Source organism: Paenibacillus sp. MAH-35 (assembly GCF_058135425.1).
On record NZ_JBYUPU010000019.1, the window covers coordinates 66,237 to 82,520 of the forward strand.

The following is a 16,284-nucleotide window of genomic DNA, read 5'->3' on the forward strand; positions in this document are numbered from 1 at the left end:
TTGTTGAAGTAACGGGCAGGTTACCGCAACATACTGGTTATTAAGTGCATCTATTGTAATGGAATTATTTGTAACTACACTTCTGTTGAACGACCATATCCATACTACGAGAGGAATGAGAAATTTTGGATAGATTACATTTAGAAAAAGTCAAAATCCCTAACAATATTATTGAATATATGGAAGAGGGTACGTGGGAATGTCTCGACTATAAACCATTTGTGATACATATATCCAGCGTTACATATAAGGGAAATGAAACATTGAGTTATTCACTAGAGTTTTCGCCAACGGGTGGTTTTGAAAAACTTAATCGCAAATTAGAGGAAATGCCGTATATTTCTGACGGATACGGTTGGACCAATTACATCCTTGATAGATTTAAACAAGAAAAAGTTGCTTTTCAAGAAGTTATTGAAAGCGATTCTGAATCTGTGACTTGTGTTTTGACAGCGTTTAACGAAAACGATTTTAGAATGCTGCTGCAAAAAGTATCTCTCTATGTCAGAGAGCTTCTGCTGACGAAAATCAGTGATAACAGTGAAGAAAATACAAAAACCATAACGATCAGCCGATTTTGGAGTCACGAAGATGAAGACGATGGAATATGCAAACCGGAGATCATGTTTAGAAGACCACGTGTGGACTACAGAATTAGCGAATATATATGGTCTTTTTTGGAAAGAAATCTGTTGGTGCAAAAAAGAATTTTGCAAAAAAACAGTATAGCGATAACCTTGTTTATGGGGCCGATAAACAAACATCATAAGTTCTTTTATGATTCCGCATATAACACAGAGACCAAGAAGTTCCACCCAGCGATGAGGGGGAGTAAACTGAAGGATATCAGTATATCGTGCAGGTATAATGGTTTTAATGAAAAAATGTCGACCGCAGAATATGCGGATATTGTTTATGATATGTTCTGTTCGTTTTTAGTAGACAGTTTTAAAAAAATAACAAAGGAAGAATGTGATGAGTTAAAAGGCATGCTCAGTTTTGATGTCATCCATTCGTTTGAATTTCCTGCGACTTTTGATAATCAGAAGTACAGTGCAGATGGAGGGGGATATGGTGGCAGAACTGTAAATGGAATTGTGGATGAAAAGGCTGTTCCCTATAATTATCGGGAAACCTACATGAACCAATTTGGAAAGTAACTATGCCTAAAAAGTAAGAGAAAGAACACGTGTATAAGCAAATGGTAGGGAGATTTAATCGGCGGTTCCGATGATTCACTGGCATTAATATCGTACCGAGGCGCTTATCAATACATTTAATCATACTGAAACTGATTAAACAGAAACTATCACAATTTGTAATTCAAAATACCGCGTTGGATCAACATCTCTAGTCTGAAACTTAATTTCCAACAAAAACCATGGACTGTTAGAATCGCTTTATGATTCCATTATTGTTGGATGTGAAACAAAGGTAGAGGAAAGGATTTTATATGGGAAACCGGACATTCCTGAGCGTTACAAGTGCCGATACAGATTCGGTCAATTATGAGAATACAGCTTTCGAGACGAATAATTTTCTCGCTCCAGTATGGTTTTGTCTGGTCAGCCAAGAGCAGTTCCAGCGCTATAGCGGGCAGCTTATGCAAGCTTGGAGCAAGATTCAGCCCCATATGGACCAACCGGATGTGGAGGATCTGCCTGAGTGGGAACGCTTTTCCGAGGCATTCCAATGGCAGATTCCATGGGCGGATGCTGCAGAGCAGTTGCGCCTGAACTTACCCGGCACGCTGGCCCATTTCCCATCGCTTGCCGCTCCCGTGCATGAGTGGCTAGAAACCTTATCGACTCATGTACAGCGGTATTCTGCTGCCGTTATTCATCTGGAGCTTTCGCAATATTTCTCGTTCACGGGCGATCCCGCTCTTTATCTGAAAGACATTCAAAAATACGTTACCCTCTGGCAGTCGCCGCATCCCTCGCAGGAGAAGGTCTGGCAGGGAGCAGGCGATAACTTCTATATGCTGAATGGGGAGCATTTGCCATGGAGAGAACGTACGGTAGCTCAACCGGAGCAAGCTCCGGAAATTCAGCCAGCACAGTCCATTCCTCCAGCATCTGGGAAGCGCCAGCCCAAATGGCGGCAGGAGCTCTACATATGGTTGCTTGCGATTCTGTCCGCAGCCCTCTTTCTTACCGTCTATGTCAAGACCTCCAGTGGTTGGTTGGCGGTGCTCGCATTCCTCATCCCCTCTCTGTTTATCGTTTTGTGGAATGTGATTATCAGTCCTAAAAAAACCTCCCGCCATCGGCTGGAGGCGGCCACGATCTTGGAGAGGAACAGTACTCCCTCTTATGCTGTGCTCAGGATTGAGTATTTCGATGGGCATTCACCTATTAGGGTGGATGGCATGGAAACCGGCCCTTCGGAGGATAAATCAGTACCGGATCTTATCCCCTGGCTGCAAATCATGCAAGCGAAGGTGCTTTCATCTCATGAGGTTGAGCTCATGATTTCTACTAAAAATCCACCAGTCTCTACCTTACAACTTCATTTGAAGCTGGATGAACAGCTGGCAGCCATGGATACCGTATCAGCGGTTAATGCCATTGTGTTGGCTCATAAAATGTCCGTTTAACTACAATGACTTCGACCTCAACCAGAAAGCCGTTCTTACGGGTAATTGCACCAAGTAACGGGTACGAGAGTTCAAAGAGTTAGGAGAGGAATAATGTTCGAGTTTCATGGATGGATTGTATTGAGATACCATACACATGATACAAATGAACTCCTTCAAGACCAAGCATGCAATAGGTTCATTAACTATTTGAAGCATGTAAAATGAACAAGTACCTTTGGAGAGAGAGGGGGGTATCACTTAGCACGGAATCCCTTGCTTTCAGCGCGGAGAGGTCAATTGTATTCCATAACCCAATATTTTTCGTGCGGATCACCTTCTTCAATGACTTTCTTCCAGCCCTTACTCTCATAAAATTTCATAGCCGCATGATTTTCTGATACGCACTTCAATCTGATCGGTTTTTTCATTTTTTCTATAGAGGCATGGAGCAACAGACCGCCAACACCCTTACCGAAGAAATCGGGGTGGACGAATAAATTATGGATAAAGTTATCCGGCAAATACAGAGAAGCAAATCCGAGGATTTGATTATTCTCCTCTACTAAAAAGATATACTCTCCTTCTGTATGTTTATCAAAATCATCTAAAGCCATTGCTTCTATATCCGCCCAATGAAATTTTTTACGACGGGATTCCAAATATATCTTTCTTAAAACTGAGTAGTCAAATTCATTTGCTACTCTAATATTCACATCTTCACTCTCGCTTCTTTTATATGATATGCACCATGAAAAGAGAAGTGGGGGGATTCTTTTGAACGTGACCACTTTTCTGATTCACTGTGTCATTGTACATTTACGCCTTGTCCAACGAATATTATTATCATAGACGACAAAAGATAATTTGTTCAACTAACGGGTACGATAGCTCGATTGTTATCTGACGGCAGCCGGCCAAAAGGTTCGGCTGCCGTCGTTGCGAATGGGCAGTTTAACCCCAATATGTGGTATCATATGTTGAGTAATTTAATAAATCCCTTTTGTTTCCATTGAAGGAGGTAATAAGTTGATGAGTAGAAAGATGGCATTCGTCCTATTACTAATTTCATTTTTATTAACAGTATCTTGTACTAAGATAACAAGCATAGATATTGGCGAAGCAGTAGTAAAAGCCGAGGACTCTTTTAGAAAACTTGATGGGATAGATACTACAGCATCTTCGTTTAATGGTGAAAAAGATGTTAAATTCAGACTTATGATTAAGGGGAATCTTACAGAAGCTGAAGCAAATAAGTTATTCAGACGCATATTGGATACTATTGCCGAATTTTCGAATCGTCCAAATGTTTGGGATTATTACAATGGTTACTTTGATGTTAAGAATTATGACCATGGTATCCTTTATGAAGGAACGAAGCTGATTGGTGAAGATTTAAAGGTCCAGTCGAAGTGAAAATTCTATTTCGCTAACGGAGAACGATAGAGGGGGAGCTCCTATGCGGCAGCTCCTGTTTCATGTGTTGAAGACACCGGGCAGTTATGCGTTTTATTTTTCAAGGAGGCAAGTTTAATGCTCTATATATTTAGCGGGTTGCCAGGCACCGGGAAGTCCACGTTATCATCAGCTTTGGCTAGAGAGTTACAGGCAACGTATCTCCGGGTTGATGTCGTGGAGCAGGCTATGCGGGCTGCTGGAACGTGGGTTGATGGACCTGCGGGTTACATCGTGTGTTATGCGATTGCATCGCAGAATCTCCGGTTGGGCCTCGACGTAATAGCAGATACGGTCAATCCGATCCAAGTAACGCGCCAAGCTTGGCGCAATGTGGCGGTATCTCTTGAAGCTCCGTTTGTGGAAATCGAAGTGATATGCTCTGACGATCGTGAACACAGGCATCGAATCGAAACGCGTGTAGCCGATATTCCTGGCTTAGCTCTACCCACGTGGGAGAAAGTCAGGAACCGACAGTACGATGTTTGGGACCGTGATCATATCGTCATCGACACAGCTCACCAAACTGTGGCCGAAAGCTTGAAAACGTTGTGTGAACAGTTGGATCGGGAGCGTAGAAAATTTTATTGATTGCACGATAGCATCATGACGACAGGCTGCCGGCATCGGCAGCCTGTTCCGCTAACAGGGCAGATTTCCTCAACGGTACTACCAAGCGAAGGAGAATTATATTATCATCGACATGCTGACTTTTTTGTGCAGAAAATGCACGGTAATCATTTTCAATCTACCTTAAATTTATCATGAAAGGAGGGGAAACGATGGATTGGTTGGACAGGATGAAGAACGCCATGGAATATATCGAAACAAATCTAGCGGATATTATCTCATATGATGAAATAGCGCAGAGAGCCTGTTGCTCAACTTATCATTTTCAACGAATGTTTCCGTTTATTACTGGAGTATCACTCTCTGAGTACATTCGGCGTCGACGGCTGACATTAGCAGCATTTGAACTGCAGACAACAGAAGCTAAGGTTATTGATGTAGCTATGAGATATGGATACGAATCGCCAGAAGCGTTTGCACGGGCGTTTAAGAACCTTCATGGGGTCATGCCGATATCTGCGCGCGATAAAGGCGTTTCTCTAAAAGCCTATCCTCGAATGTCCTTTCATATTTCAATAAAAGGAGATGTCGAAATGAATTACCGCATCGAATCAAGAGGTCCTTTTGAGATGTTTGGAGCTTATGGTCTGGTCAATTCCGATCAAAAAGTATATGAAGAGGTTGCTAAATTCCGTCAACAATGCGATGTAGATGGCAGTGTTGAAGGGATGAATGAATTACTGGGACGCTTTAGTAACACAATCTTGCATGCTGCCTTATATGATCATACTGGAACATCGTTTAAATACATGGTGAGTTATTTTTTGCCAAAAGGTCTAGATATTCCGGAGAGATTTACAAAACTTTCTGTTCCGGAATTAACGTGGGCGATATTCCCGGAACCGCAATGTGATTTAATAAAGCTATGGGGACGAATTTATTCCGAGTGGTTTCCGACATCGGAATTCGAACAGGTTGAAGGTCCAACCTTCGAAATGTACTATGGAACGGCAGAATATGTTTCTGGGGAAATTTGGATTCCGGTGAAGAGAAAATAATGTTTTACTTCATGTGACATGCGAAGTGTTCCTCATCGGTCACCTATCGTAACTCCATTACGCTAACGGAGACGATAGCTCAATCGTTAAACAACGGCAGTCGGCTAAATGTTCGGCTGCCGTCGGTGCGAACGGGCAGTTTCGTTCTGAGTACAAGGTTGTTTCTGTCAGTTTCGTTCTTCCTCCCCCCAGCTCTTCGAACGTTACCGTAACCAGGCCGACGGCTGGAACGCCTTCGAATTCGTACGTTTGGACAAGTCGTTCAGGCGATGACACTTCGTGGAAACCCCATTATGTGCGTACTCGTTTCCGGCCGGATCTCGCTGAATGTATCTCCAAATGCCGCCTTTCTTTGCGTTCAAGCTGTCCACGATCGTAGTCATGACGCTAGGCCCCCACCAAAATGAAATGTTGTATCGACTTAAAGTCAACTTACAAAAGCGCACAATGGGACAAACGAAGCGGAAAGTTAACCTTTTACGCCTTTCGAGCATGCAAAACAGCCTTCGGAATGACTCAAAGGCTGTTCGTTATGATGTGCTGTTTATTCTCCATCCGTTACTCGCGTTTCGCTTTGAAACTCGCCGGAGGGATGCCCCAATATTTGCTGAACGCCTTGGAGAAATTTCCGGCATCCTTGAAGCCGCAGCGGGAAGCGGTCTCGTATACTTTATGGCCGACGCTCAGCAGTTTCTTGGCCTGCGTCATTCGAATCGCCATGACGTAGTCGGAATAGGCGGTTCCTGTTTCTTTCTTGAATAGGCGGCTCAAGTGAAACGGGTGCAGGGCGAATCGCTCGGCCATCATATTCAAGGACAAGTCTTTGTCCGGCTCCCGCTCAACGATGGCGATCAGCTCGCGGACGACCGGATGCTTTGCCGCAGGGCGGCGCTCCATGGTGAGCCGAGCGAGCCGTCCAACGAGCTGCTGCAGCAGTTCATAGCCTTGCTCGGACGATTGGAGCCGCGATAGCATAGTTGTCATATCCGCCGCTCCGCCGAATACGTCCTCGACGGCACATCCGCGCCGCTCTGTATGCTGTACGATCAGGATGCAGGCATTCATGACGTGCAGCGGCCAGACCGCGCCAGACGATCCGGCCTTCATTTTCTCCTTCCACCATGCCGAGAGAGCCGATTCCGCCGTGTGCACTTCGCCCGTATCCAAGGCGGAGACGAACGCTTCATCCGTTCCGTCATCCCCCCCTCCTCGGAGGCCGTCGTCAACCGCCTCTGTCCCGGAGCGATTTACGGCGGTGGGAATGCGCTTCGGCGGATGCACGATTTCGACGCACACATCCGGCTCACTTGGCCCGGCCTCTTCCACATGCAGTCTCACCGTACCCGTCACACGGTCGTATCGCCAGCTGCGGAACGGATCCGTCTTGATTCTCCTCGTCCGATCCGGACGACGCAGACCGCCCACCCGGACAGCCGCCGGCTTGCCGTCCGTATGGACGATCAGCTCGTAGCTGCGGTTGTGAACGATGCCGGAATAATCTCCCTCGCGACGTGCAATGTACACGGTCGTTTTTTCACGATCGGATTTACACGACATTTTTGTTCGGGCGAAACGTCCCTCCAAATAGTCGAAGGTGGTTCCGTCGTCCTCGTATAAGATAAACTCGCCGGGAGGGCCGGGGTAAATATCCAGTGTTAACGTCTCTATCCGCAATTGGCCGATATAGTCTAACGGCGGCCACATCGGAATGATCGCCCCGGAGCGCACGAATAGAGGGCCGCCCGCCCCCGCAGGAACGGTATAGTTGATCCATTGTGAACCGCCGTAACGCTTCCCTGTCCAGTAATCGATCCAGTTCCCTTCAGGCAAGTACACTTGATCGGTATACACGGCAACGAGCAGGAAATCCCCTAGCATGTATTGCCTGCTCAACTCCCGGCAATTCCGGTCATCGGGGTACAGAAGAGGCATGGCACGGGCAATCGGCATGCCGGTTCGGGCGGCGACATGCGCGGTGGCATACAAGTAAGGAAGGAGACGATAGCGCAGCCGGGCATACCTCTGGAATAGCTCGTGCAACGGCTGCTCCAGAAAATCCGGATGATGAAAATGATCTTGGCTGTGGATCCGCGACCATGCGAGCAAAAAATCGGCATGAATGCCCTCGCGGGTAACCAGGTGCATATTCGTCGACGTGTTGACATGTCCGGATAGCCCGTAATTCAATACGGCCGTGATCGCATGTCTGGCGTTATAAAATGTACCCGTGGTACTTGCGACAAACTGCTGCATGCCCAAATAGCCTTTCTCCATATGAATGACCGGCCGGGTATTCGTCTGCTGGCGGAAGCCGACATGCATCTGTTTGCCGAGCAGAACCGGATACAAATTGTGAAGCTCCGCGCTCGTCATGCCGTTGCCCCATATCCGGTCGGGATGGCTAAACATCGGGTTACTCAAGAACAGCACGAAGCCGGAGATGCCATCATCGACAAACTTGCGCAAATGATCGTACCACACCTCTTCCGAATCGTTGCGCTCCCCGTCCACATTTCCCTCGCTCATCCGTTCTTCAAACAGGGTTAGATCGTAATCGCAGCCCAGAGCCAGACTAAGCTTGAAACCCTGCTTTTGTAGGATGCCGATAAACGAGACTTGACGGAGAAGGTCGTTCGTGCTAATCGGGAACCGTTCCGGATGCCAGTGTTTGGCGGTCGAATAGTCGCTCCCCGTCTCCATCCAATCCGCACTCAATCCGATCAGGTCGCAGGGAGTACCGGAGCGGCGAAATTTGATGGCGTCATCGAGCACATCCCGAGCGCTCGACTGTATTCGCGGGCAGAAATTCAGCCCGTACATCCAGATCGGCAGCAGCTGCGGTTTTCCCGCTACGTCCGTATAGGCTTCAAGCAGCTCGGCGTATCCGGTTCCGACGAAAAGAAACAGATCCAGTTCGCCCGACGGCCCTTCTATGCTTAGAATGTCATCGGTCGCTGCACCGATGTCGAACGTATGCCGCCACGTTGTATTCACCATGACGGCCCATCCTCTGGAGCTCATCAGAAAAGGAATGGGCGCGCTCGTCCACAGATCCTGCTGTGCCCACATCGGTACGCACAGGCCTCGTCGATCCAGCTGTTCGGGAACGACGTTGCCGAGCCCGTACAAGGACTCGTCGGCTTCCAGCGAGAAGCGTGCTCCAAAACCCGATGCCGAGCCGGACCAGGGCGAGCAGCAGGTGTGCAGCCGCTCTTTTCCGTCAGGACCGTACAGTCGAAGCTGCCCATCATTAACGTCGATTTGCAGCGTGGCTCCTCCGGCCCGAACGACCGTGACGTTGCCGACCTCCATAAAGCGGCTTTCGCCTCTCGATTCGATGGTAGCGTTTACAATTCGGTACCGGATCAAAGGAGATTCCGGGAAATGCCCCGTTTCATTCATCCGAATCCGGAAGGTGGAGTCGGCTACCGCCTCAGCCAAGATCCATCCCCCGTTCCCCAGCGAAATCCGGGTATCCGTCACTCTATCCATCTCCACGCCCCCCTGTGATATCCATCGCTTCCATGATAACACTTTTATCCTAAAAATGTTATTTAATCACACGAAAAGCGCTTCCAAATCAATTATCATTTCACATGAGCCCGTTATGATATGCCATATACGAGATCGATCCACATCTTCTATACTTGGCTTACCGGAGAACAAAGACATCGATTACCATGTAGAATCTCAAAGAATAAAGAAAAAGGAGGAGGAAGCAATGCTGAAGAATTGGGAACAATTTCGAATCGGCATCATTCATGATGTAAAGATCAATTGAGGGACTTCGTGTACAGCCGTTCTTTGAAAGCGTTCGCTATCGGAGATCTAGCTCATGATGCGGTGGCGAATACGGAGCAGCTGGTTGGAAGCCCGTCGCCTGCATATGTGTGAGCTGCTGCCCGCCGGGAAAGGCGGTCTGCCGCCCCGGGACACGCCGCTTCGCCCGGTCACGACCGGAATTGGCGAAACGACACGTTATTAAATTCCAATAGGGGGTAGGTACTCATGTTCAAAAAAACGACGGGAAGTTTGGTTGCGGCTACCGTGTTAGCTCTGTCTTTGGCAGCTTGCGGCGGCACTGCCGAGGAAGGGGCGTCATCCGCCCCGAATAACAAGGCGACGACGCCTCCCAAGCAAGCGGAGCCGGTCAAGCTGGTCATGCTGCAGGACGGCGCAACGATTACGGACGACGAGTTCAAAAACTTGATCGCCGCGCCGATTCACGCCAAATATCCGAACATTACGGTCGAGATGCTCAGAAACTCGGGGGGTGATAAAGGAATTCAGGACTTGATCGCGGCGGGGGATTTTCCGGATTTCATTTTTACGACCTACCCGAGAATTACGCTTCACCGGGATTTGGGAACACCCGATGATTTGACAGAGCGGGTTAAGATGCACAACATAGATCTCGGCAAATTTGATCCGGCGGCGATGGAAACGTCGAGGGTGTACGGCGGCAAGGGCAAGCTGTACGCGATTCCGTTCTCGCTTAATTTCTTTGCTCTGTTCTACAACAAAGATTTGTTCGATACGTTCGGTGTCACTTACCCGACGGATGGGATGACCTGGGACGATGTGTACGAAGTAGCCCGGAAATTTTCGCGCGTGGTGGATGGCGTCCAGTACAGGGGCGCGCATCTTCCGGGGCTGCTGGACATGGGCACGCAGCTTACGCTACCCTACGTGAGCCAAACGACTGGCAAAGTGAACGTGGAAACGGACGGCTGGAAAAGACTGTTCGCGATGGTCAAAAAGTTCAACGACATTCCCGGCAGCAAAGGCGGCACGGTCAACCATTTCCTCAAGGACCAAACGGTTGCGATGTCTCCCGGCTACGATGTGCGGATCGCCTCGCTGGAGGCGTTAAACAATACGCCGCAGCAGTTCAATTGGGACCTCGTCCAGTTTCCGAGCTACCCGGATTTACCGAATGTGGCAGGTGCCTCGTCCGGCCATTTCCTGATGCTTTCGGCTTTGAGCAAGCATAAGGAAGAAGCGTTTCAGGCGATCGACCTGCTGACCGGTGCGGAAACGCAAAAATTAATTACGAACAACGGCAGGTTCACCTCGCTGAACGACCAGGCACTGAAAGAGATGTATGGCAACAATATCAAATCGCTTCAGGGGAAAAACACGAAAGGCGTATTCAAAAGTAAATTCGCTCCGCCGTATGCGCCTTCGAAAAACGACCCGCTGGTTCAGCCTCATTTGAATACTGCGATGACCAAAGTGATTAACGACGAGACCGACATCAACAGCGCGCTTCGCGATGCGGGGGAAGCGGCCAATAGGGATATCGCGGCCAAAAGCCAATAGATAGCTCTCCGAAGCTCCGAAGCCGGGGATATAAGGGACAAACCAAACAAGAAGTTATTCATTCATCGGATTTGTAAGCGATTACGAAACTATGGGGAGGGAAAGGAATGAACGATTTAACGATTAGCAGAAGAAAACTGTTGGCTTCGATTGGAGCAGCTGGAGCGGTATTGGCGGCAAGTGGAATAGTAAACACGGGTGCGCCGGTTGCTTCAGGGCAATCGGACGTGACGGAAAGCGTATACGGTAAAGTCAAAGATGGCAAGGGTGACGACAAGTTTCATTGGAAGGACCTGGATTCCATCGATTTTTGCGTCAAGGTTACGCTTGCTGAGCTTAGGGGCGGCGCCGATTCCCGTCCGGAGGACGCTTATTTTGTAGTTGATGCGGGCCAAGAAGGCATTTTCCTATACGACGAGACAGACGTCTCTAGTCCGGACAATACCGGTACGATCGTCGTGACTACCGGCGGCAAACGGTTCAAACGGGTGCACGACGCCGGAACGGTCAACGTAAAATGGTTCGGGGCGAAGGGCGACGGGGTGACCGACGATACGCAGGCGATCAACGACGCGATCGGCGGCGGGAACGTCACGGCCTACATTCCGCAAGGCGTCTACCTGATCGATGCGGACGCATCGGGCCTCGGGGATTTGTCCGCCGGCATTGAGGCGAAGGATAATACGACGATCGTTATAAGCCCGCAAGCCGTGTTAAAAGCAAAACCGACGTCCGCCGGACGGTATTATGTCATCAACATTTTCGGCAAACAAAATGTAACCATAAAGGGCGGCGGGAAAATTATCGGCGAGCGGGACGAGCATACAGGGACGACCGGCGAGCAAGGGTACGCCATCGGCATCGGCGGCTCCACGCACGTGCGGATTCGCAACCTGTACCTGGCCAATTGCTGGGGCGACGGGGCGGTGGTCGGGCAGGACCGCGTAAAAACGGGCAGCAGGGATGTCGCTTTCTTCAACGTACGCTGCGACAACAACCGCAGGCAGGGTGTCAGCGTGACGTACTGCGAGAACGTGCTCTTCGACGGCTGCACGTTCGAGAATACGAGAGGTACGCTGCCCCAATGCGGGATGGACATCGAGCCCGACACAGGCGGGATTTGCCGAAAAGTGACGATCGTGAACTGCCTGTTCCAAAACAACGCCAATGGCGGATTGGCCCTGAACGGGAGAGTCGGTACGGTCGAAAACATTGTCGTCGAATCGAACCGGTTTGTCGGCACGGAAACAGGCGCGTTTAGCTCGGTTTGGAACGTCAATAACGTTACTTTCAAGAACAACATCGTTGACGTGCTGTATACGTATCAGGGGGCCGTCTACATGTCGATTATTAAAAATCATTTGGTGGAAGGGAATTTGATACGCAACCCGAACGGGGTCGCCATCGACGTGAAAATGTCCTCGGGCGTGCAGGTAGCCAACAACCTGTTTACGAATGTGAAATCGACCAGCGTACGTATGGCGACGGTTACCCATTGTCAGGTCTTTGGTAACTGCATTGACGAAAGCGGCAATACCGGCGGGGCGGATATATCTCTCGCGACGGCGTCGAGCTTCAACAGCATCCAGGGCAACATCATCCGCAATCGGTTGAAAAATGCGGGCACTGCCACGGCGGGCGGCGTGAATTCGATTACGCTGGCGTCGACGGCGTCCGCGGGATCGGGCGAATATAACGGGATGCTGCTCTTTATCGTGGCGGGAACGGGGATCGGGCAGAAACGAAATGTTGCCTCGTATAACGGCACCACGAAAGTCGCTGTCGTGACTACAGCCTGGACGACCGTTCCGGACGCGACCTCGAAGTATGAAGTCCGCAACGGGTCGGACAATGCGATCAAAGTAAACGCAGCCGTAGACAGCTACAATCGGATTCACGGCAACCAACTGATCTTCGGGACGAGGTTGCAAAGCTCAACCGGCATTGTCGATTCGGGGACCGGCACGGTCGTAAACGACAATACGTATTTCGATCCCGTTTAAGCTTCGCGCGGGGAAGCGGGCGACGGAGATCTGGAGAACAAAAGATTCCAGTCAGTTTTAAGACAGATTGGCAGGCTCAATATGTTATCGCTTCGCGAACTCACTTGCACAAGCAATGAACTCATGGTCACTCCTGACAGTGGAGTGGCTTCTTTTTTTTGGATGGAATATGCTGGTTTGACCATTGTCTGGAGGCCCCTCGAAAAGGGGGCTTGGTACTGGGACAAGATTATGGTATATGTAACATATTGGAATAAACTCAGCTTTCAGAGAAACAATTTGGAAGAATCGCTCCAAAGCAGGGGGTAACATATGAGTTCCATTCTAAAAGTTATAGAAAAGCTAAAGTTGAACGTCTTGAATATAGAAGATGTTCCAGAGTCCTTTAGTTCCGATGTATACAAACTTACTCTTGCCAGTGGAGAAAACGTTTTTGTAAAAATTCCATTTAACAAGGATAAACTATTCCGTGAATTTCAGATACTTGAAACATTAAAAGATATAATACCTGTTCCTAAGGTATTGGACATTTGGTATGGGGATGAAACTATTACGGGAGCATTGCTTCTTTCAGCCATCCAAGGTGTGCCTTGTACAGGAGTCATTGATGAGAAACTCTCTTTTCAAATTGGCATGTATCATGCTAAGCTCCATGAGGTTCAAACTCCTGGGTATGGTTACCATCTAACCGATGGTTATAAGTTACTTGAGCAAAATAATTGGAGATTACATATCCAAAGTAATTTTGAAAAGTGGAAAGAGCCATGCAAAGAAATTCTCGAACCAGAATTGTATGAAAGATGTATTCTTCACTTTGATCGAGTGTTCTCTGCTTTACCGGACCCGGACGGACCCTGCATGGTTCACATGGATTTTAGGCCAGGCAATATATTGGTGAATGGTAACGAGGTTGCCGGCATTATTGATTTCGAGAGTGCCCGTGGCGGATCGTCGGAAATCGATTTTACGAAAGTCAATCGATATATTTGGGAAGTCAATCCGAGGACAAAGATACCGTTCATTGAAGGTTATCAATCGATTCGACCTATGTTGGCTCTGGAAAGAGTGCTGCCGCTTTATGATATTTACGATGCTTTCAGCTCAGTTGTTTGGTGTAAAAACAGAGGAATTAAAAAAAATCAGACGTTCCTTCAAGAAAATATTGCTATTTTGAGGAATTCAGTGGGTTATTGAGCATAGTGGTTTAGAACATATTAGCGTTTTTAGTATATTGTGATATAGGAAGGAAGTCTCCACTACTGGATATTAGGCAAAGGGACATTTGTTTTTATCGTTCATTGTCGAGTAAGATGTAGATATATTTAATTTTGTATAAATTGCATAATCGAGAACAGGTGTCTGATCGGCGAGCGTGCTTGTCGTTCTGACTTAATAGGGAAGTCCGGTGCAATACCGACGCGGTCCCGCCACTGTAACGGAGGAGCAGGCAGCTCAACCAGCCACTGATCTACATGGATCGGGAAGGCCGCTGCCGAGTGACGATTCCGGAGCCAGGAGACCTGCCTGTTCTGACAGCACTGCTGTACCTACGGGAGATAGGGAGGTGTTAGATGAACCGTCATAATGTAGATTATGCAGGCGTCTTTCCCTATGTTTTTTTTCACAGGGAAGACGCCTTTTATTGTTGTTAGCAGATGCGGCACGAGCCGATACCATGTTTCATAGAGTGCGCCCCGGCGTTCGATAAAAATGGGGAGTCAAACGCGGAGTAGCCGTTATTAAATAAAAGTAAGTTGGTGGTAAGTGTGAAGTATGAGTTTCCTGGAGCCTTGCCCAATCAAAAAATCATACTAACGAAGACGTGTCTAATGGAAGAAGCTAACTGTGTGCTGATTTTCGCCTTTTACAAAGGGAAATTGGTTCTTGTTAGACATCGTTGCCGCGGATGGGAATTACCTGGGGGAAATAGAGAGGAAGGCGAGTCAATTATACAAACGGTTATCAGGGAGATGGATGAAGAGGCTGGCGGGGAGCTTGAGTCGATTGAAAGGATAGGACAATATTTAATCTATGAGCAGGGTCATCTTGTATTTGTGAAAAATATTTATATCTCCAAGGTGAGCATTCTTAGAGAGTTGCCGGATGGGTTTGAAACCGACGAGGTTATGCTGCTTGATACCATCCCAGAGCAGGTTGCAATTATGGAAGATCCCGCGTTTAGCCCTTATATGAAAGACAATGTTTATCTCATTGTTTCTGAATGGATCAAGGAGCATCCGTTTAGGGTCTGCCAATGCAGGACAGGTAGCGAGTGGAGTTGCGGATCGGGCAATTGCTAGAACGGGTGAAACGGAGCAAATTCTGGAGTGAAGGGGGATTCCAATGACCTTGCAGCAATTGAAATATATTCTGACCATCGTTAGTTGCGGCTCCATAAGCGAAGCGGCAAAGAGGCTGTTTATTTCGCAGCCGAGCTTGTCCAACGCGGTGAAAGAAATCGAGATGGAAGCGGGTATTGAGATTTTCCTTCGATCGTCCAAGGGAATCGTGCTATCAAGCGACGGAGCGGAGTTTTTATCCTACGCCAGGCAAGTCGTGGAGCAAGCCGAGCTTCTCGAGCAGCGGTATATGAATCGTAAGCCTTCGAAGAAACTGTTCTCGATCTCAACACAGCATTACGCCTTCTCGGTACAGGCTTTCGTCGGTCTGCTGAAGGAGCTTAACGTGGATGAGTACGAGTGTACGCTGCGCGAAACACGCACCTACGAGATTATCGAAGATGTACGGAATATGAAAAGCGAGCTCGGAATCATCTATATGAGCGAATTCAATCGAAAGGTGATTCAGAAGATATTAAAGGACAACGAGCTGCGATTTCATCCGCTGTTCCAAGCGGAAGCGCACGTATTCATCAGTGAGGAGCATCCGCTTGCCTCCAAGTCGCTGCTGGACATCGAAGATTTGGATGACTTCCCGTGCCTGGCCTTTGAGCAAGGCGAATATAATTCCTTTTATTTCGCGGAGGAAATACTCAGCACACGGACGTACAAGAAGAAAATATTGGTCAGTGACCGCGCCACGTTATTCAACCTGCTGATCGGGCTCAATGGTTATACCATTAGCTCGGGCGTACTGAACAAGGATCTGAACGGGGAGCAAATTAAATCCGTACGGCTGCGCACGGACGAGAGCATACAGGTAGGTTACATCGTGAATCCGAAGGCGAGCTTGAGCCAGCTGGCCGCCGCCTACGTTCTGAAGCTCAAAACAGTCATTACGGATTTCGGCTATCCGATCATCAACCAAGAGGATGAGCTCGCTTGAGCCCATCCTCTTG

Annotated in this window: 14 protein-coding genes and 1 riboswitch; of the genes, 10 read left to right on the top strand and 4 right to left on the bottom strand. The window is 48.3% G+C overall.

Going from position 1 to position 16,284, the window contains the following annotated elements:
* Window positions 1–125 precede the first annotated feature (125 nt).
* Window positions 126–1,160 carry a hypothetical protein gene (locus AC3Y2E_RS20000; protein ID WP_379213429.1) on the top strand — a complete coding sequence of 345 codons (1,035 nt, stop codon included), beginning with the start codon at window positions 126–128 and terminating at the stop codon, window positions 1,158–1,160.
* A gap of 293 nt (window positions 1,161–1,453) precedes the next feature.
* The gene (locus AC3Y2E_RS20005) at window positions 1,454–2,599 is read left to right on the top strand and encodes a hypothetical protein (RefSeq protein WP_379213431.1); all 1,146 of its coding nucleotides are present in this window, start codon (window positions 1,454–1,456) and stop codon (window positions 2,597–2,599) included.
* A gap of 275 nt (window positions 2,600–2,874) precedes the next feature.
* On the opposite strand, the gene AC3Y2E_RS20010 is transcribed toward AC3Y2E_RS20005, so the two are convergent.
* Window positions 2,875–3,294: a GNAT family N-acetyltransferase gene (locus AC3Y2E_RS20010; RefSeq protein ID WP_190929629.1), complete on the bottom strand. Its 420-nt coding sequence runs from the start codon at window positions 3,292–3,294 to the stop codon at window positions 2,875–2,877.
* A 316-nt stretch (window positions 3,295–3,610) separates the two neighbouring features.
* Here AC3Y2E_RS20010 and AC3Y2E_RS20015 point away from each other — a divergent pair, with 316 nt between their 5' ends.
* The 3 genes from AC3Y2E_RS20015 to AC3Y2E_RS20025 all read left to right on the top strand — a co-directional run bounded on the left by AC3Y2E_RS20015 (window position 3,611) and on the right by AC3Y2E_RS20025 (window position 5,661).
* On the top strand, window positions 3,611–3,994 hold the full coding sequence (locus AC3Y2E_RS20015) for an IolE/MocC family protein (protein ID WP_379213434.1): 384 nt from the start codon (window positions 3,611–3,613) through the stop codon (window positions 3,992–3,994).
* Between the two features lie 117 nt (window positions 3,995–4,111).
* Window positions 4,112–4,624, top strand: a complete 513-nt coding sequence (locus AC3Y2E_RS20020) for a P-loop nucleotide/nucleoside kinase family protein (RefSeq protein ID WP_190932536.1) — start codon at window positions 4,112–4,114, stop codon at window positions 4,622–4,624.
* Between the two features lie 191 nt (window positions 4,625–4,815).
* Window positions 4,816–5,661, top strand: coding sequence for an AraC family transcriptional regulator (locus AC3Y2E_RS20025; protein WP_379213436.1), 846 nt, complete (start codon window positions 4,816–4,818; stop codon window positions 5,659–5,661).
* Window positions 5,662–5,718: 57 nt separating this feature from the next.
* On the opposite strand, the gene AC3Y2E_RS20030 is transcribed toward AC3Y2E_RS20025, so the two are convergent.
* From AC3Y2E_RS20030 to AC3Y2E_RS20040, 3 genes are all read right to left on the bottom strand, one after another.
* The gene (locus AC3Y2E_RS20030) at window positions 5,719–5,937 is read right to left on the bottom strand and encodes an SRPBCC family protein (RefSeq protein WP_379213439.1); all 219 of its coding nucleotides are present in this window, start codon (window positions 5,935–5,937) and stop codon (window positions 5,719–5,721) included.
* Window positions 5,865–6,044 carry an SRPBCC family protein gene (locus AC3Y2E_RS20035; RefSeq protein WP_379213542.1) on the bottom strand — a complete coding sequence of 60 codons (180 nt, stop codon included), beginning with the start codon at window positions 6,042–6,044 and terminating at the stop codon, window positions 5,865–5,867. Before AC3Y2E_RS20035 ends, AC3Y2E_RS20030 begins: the two co-directional genes overlap by 73 nt.
* A 175-nt stretch (window positions 6,045–6,219) precedes the next feature.
* The gene (locus tag AC3Y2E_RS20040; protein ID WP_379213441.1) at window positions 6,220–9,153 is read right to left on the bottom strand and encodes a TIM-barrel domain-containing protein; all 2,934 of its coding nucleotides are present in this window, start codon (window positions 9,151–9,153) and stop codon (window positions 6,220–6,222) included.
* 516 nt (window positions 9,154–9,669) lie between these two features.
* Between AC3Y2E_RS20040 and AC3Y2E_RS20045 the strand changes: the two genes are divergently transcribed.
* From AC3Y2E_RS20045 to AC3Y2E_RS20065, 5 genes are all read left to right on the top strand, one after another.
* Window positions 9,670–10,983: an ABC transporter substrate-binding protein gene (locus AC3Y2E_RS20045; protein WP_379213443.1), complete on the top strand. Its 1,314-nt coding sequence runs from the start codon at window positions 9,670–9,672 to the stop codon at window positions 10,981–10,983.
* 107 nt (window positions 10,984–11,090) lie between these two features.
* Window positions 11,091–12,986, top strand: coding sequence for a right-handed parallel beta-helix repeat-containing protein (locus AC3Y2E_RS20050; protein ID WP_379213445.1), 1,896 nt, complete (start codon window positions 11,091–11,093; stop codon window positions 12,984–12,986).
* Window positions 12,987–13,298: 312 nt separating this feature from the next.
* Window positions 13,299–14,180 carry a phosphotransferase family protein gene (locus tag AC3Y2E_RS20055; protein WP_379213447.1) on the top strand — a complete coding sequence of 294 codons (882 nt, stop codon included), beginning with the start codon at window positions 13,299–13,301 and terminating at the stop codon, window positions 14,178–14,180.
* Window positions 14,181–14,322: 142 nt separating this feature from the next.
* Window positions 14,323–14,528: riboswitch (cobalamin riboswitch) on the top strand.
* Between the two features lie 287 nt (window positions 14,529–14,815).
* On the top strand, window positions 14,816–15,286 hold the full coding sequence (locus AC3Y2E_RS20060; protein ID WP_379213449.1) for an NUDIX domain-containing protein: 471 nt from the start codon (window positions 14,816–14,818) through the stop codon (window positions 15,284–15,286).
* A 43-nt stretch (window positions 15,287–15,329) separates the two neighbouring features.
* On the top strand, window positions 15,330–16,271 hold the full coding sequence (locus tag AC3Y2E_RS20065) for a LysR family transcriptional regulator (protein WP_190929638.1): 942 nt from the start codon (window positions 15,330–15,332) through the stop codon (window positions 16,269–16,271).
* Window positions 16,272–16,284: the final 13 nt, after the last annotated feature.

What these genes read in the sequence shown, in the direction of transcription:
- AC3Y2E_RS20020 (WP_190932536.1), top strand. Translation starts at nt 4,112, where the DNA reads ATGCTCTATATATTTAGCGGGTTGCCAGGCACCGGGAAGTCCACGTTA.
- AC3Y2E_RS20050 (WP_379213445.1), top strand. Translation starts at nt 11,091, where the DNA reads ATGAACGATTTAACGATTAGCAGAAGAAAACTGTTGGCTTCGATTGGA.
- AC3Y2E_RS20055 (WP_379213447.1), top strand. Translation starts at nt 13,299, where the DNA reads ATGAGTTCCATTCTAAAAGTTATAGAAAAGCTAAAGTTGAACGTCTTG.
- AC3Y2E_RS20040 (WP_379213441.1), bottom strand. Translation starts at nt 9,153, where the DNA reads ATGGATAGAGTGACGGATACCCGGATTTCGCTGGGGAACGGGGGATGG.
- AC3Y2E_RS20045 (WP_379213443.1), top strand. Translation starts at nt 9,670, where the DNA reads ATGTTCAAAAAAACGACGGGAAGTTTGGTTGCGGCTACCGTGTTAGCT.
- AC3Y2E_RS20060 (WP_379213449.1), top strand. Translation starts at nt 14,816, where the DNA reads ATGGAAGAAGCTAACTGTGTGCTGATTTTCGCCTTTTACAAAGGGAAA.
- AC3Y2E_RS20005 (WP_379213431.1), top strand. Translation starts at nt 1,454, where the DNA reads ATGGGAAACCGGACATTCCTGAGCGTTACAAGTGCCGATACAGATTCG.
- AC3Y2E_RS20065 (WP_190929638.1), top strand. Translation starts at nt 15,330, where the DNA reads ATGACCTTGCAGCAATTGAAATATATTCTGACCATCGTTAGTTGCGGC.
- AC3Y2E_RS20035 (WP_379213542.1), bottom strand. Translation starts at nt 6,044, where the DNA reads ATGACTACGATCGTGGACAGCTTGAACGCAAAGAAAGGCGGCATTTGG.
- AC3Y2E_RS20015 (WP_379213434.1), top strand. Translation starts at nt 3,611, where the DNA reads ATGAGTAGAAAGATGGCATTCGTCCTATTACTAATTTCATTTTTATTA.
- AC3Y2E_RS20025 (WP_379213436.1), top strand. Translation starts at nt 4,816, where the DNA reads ATGGATTGGTTGGACAGGATGAAGAACGCCATGGAATATATCGAAACA.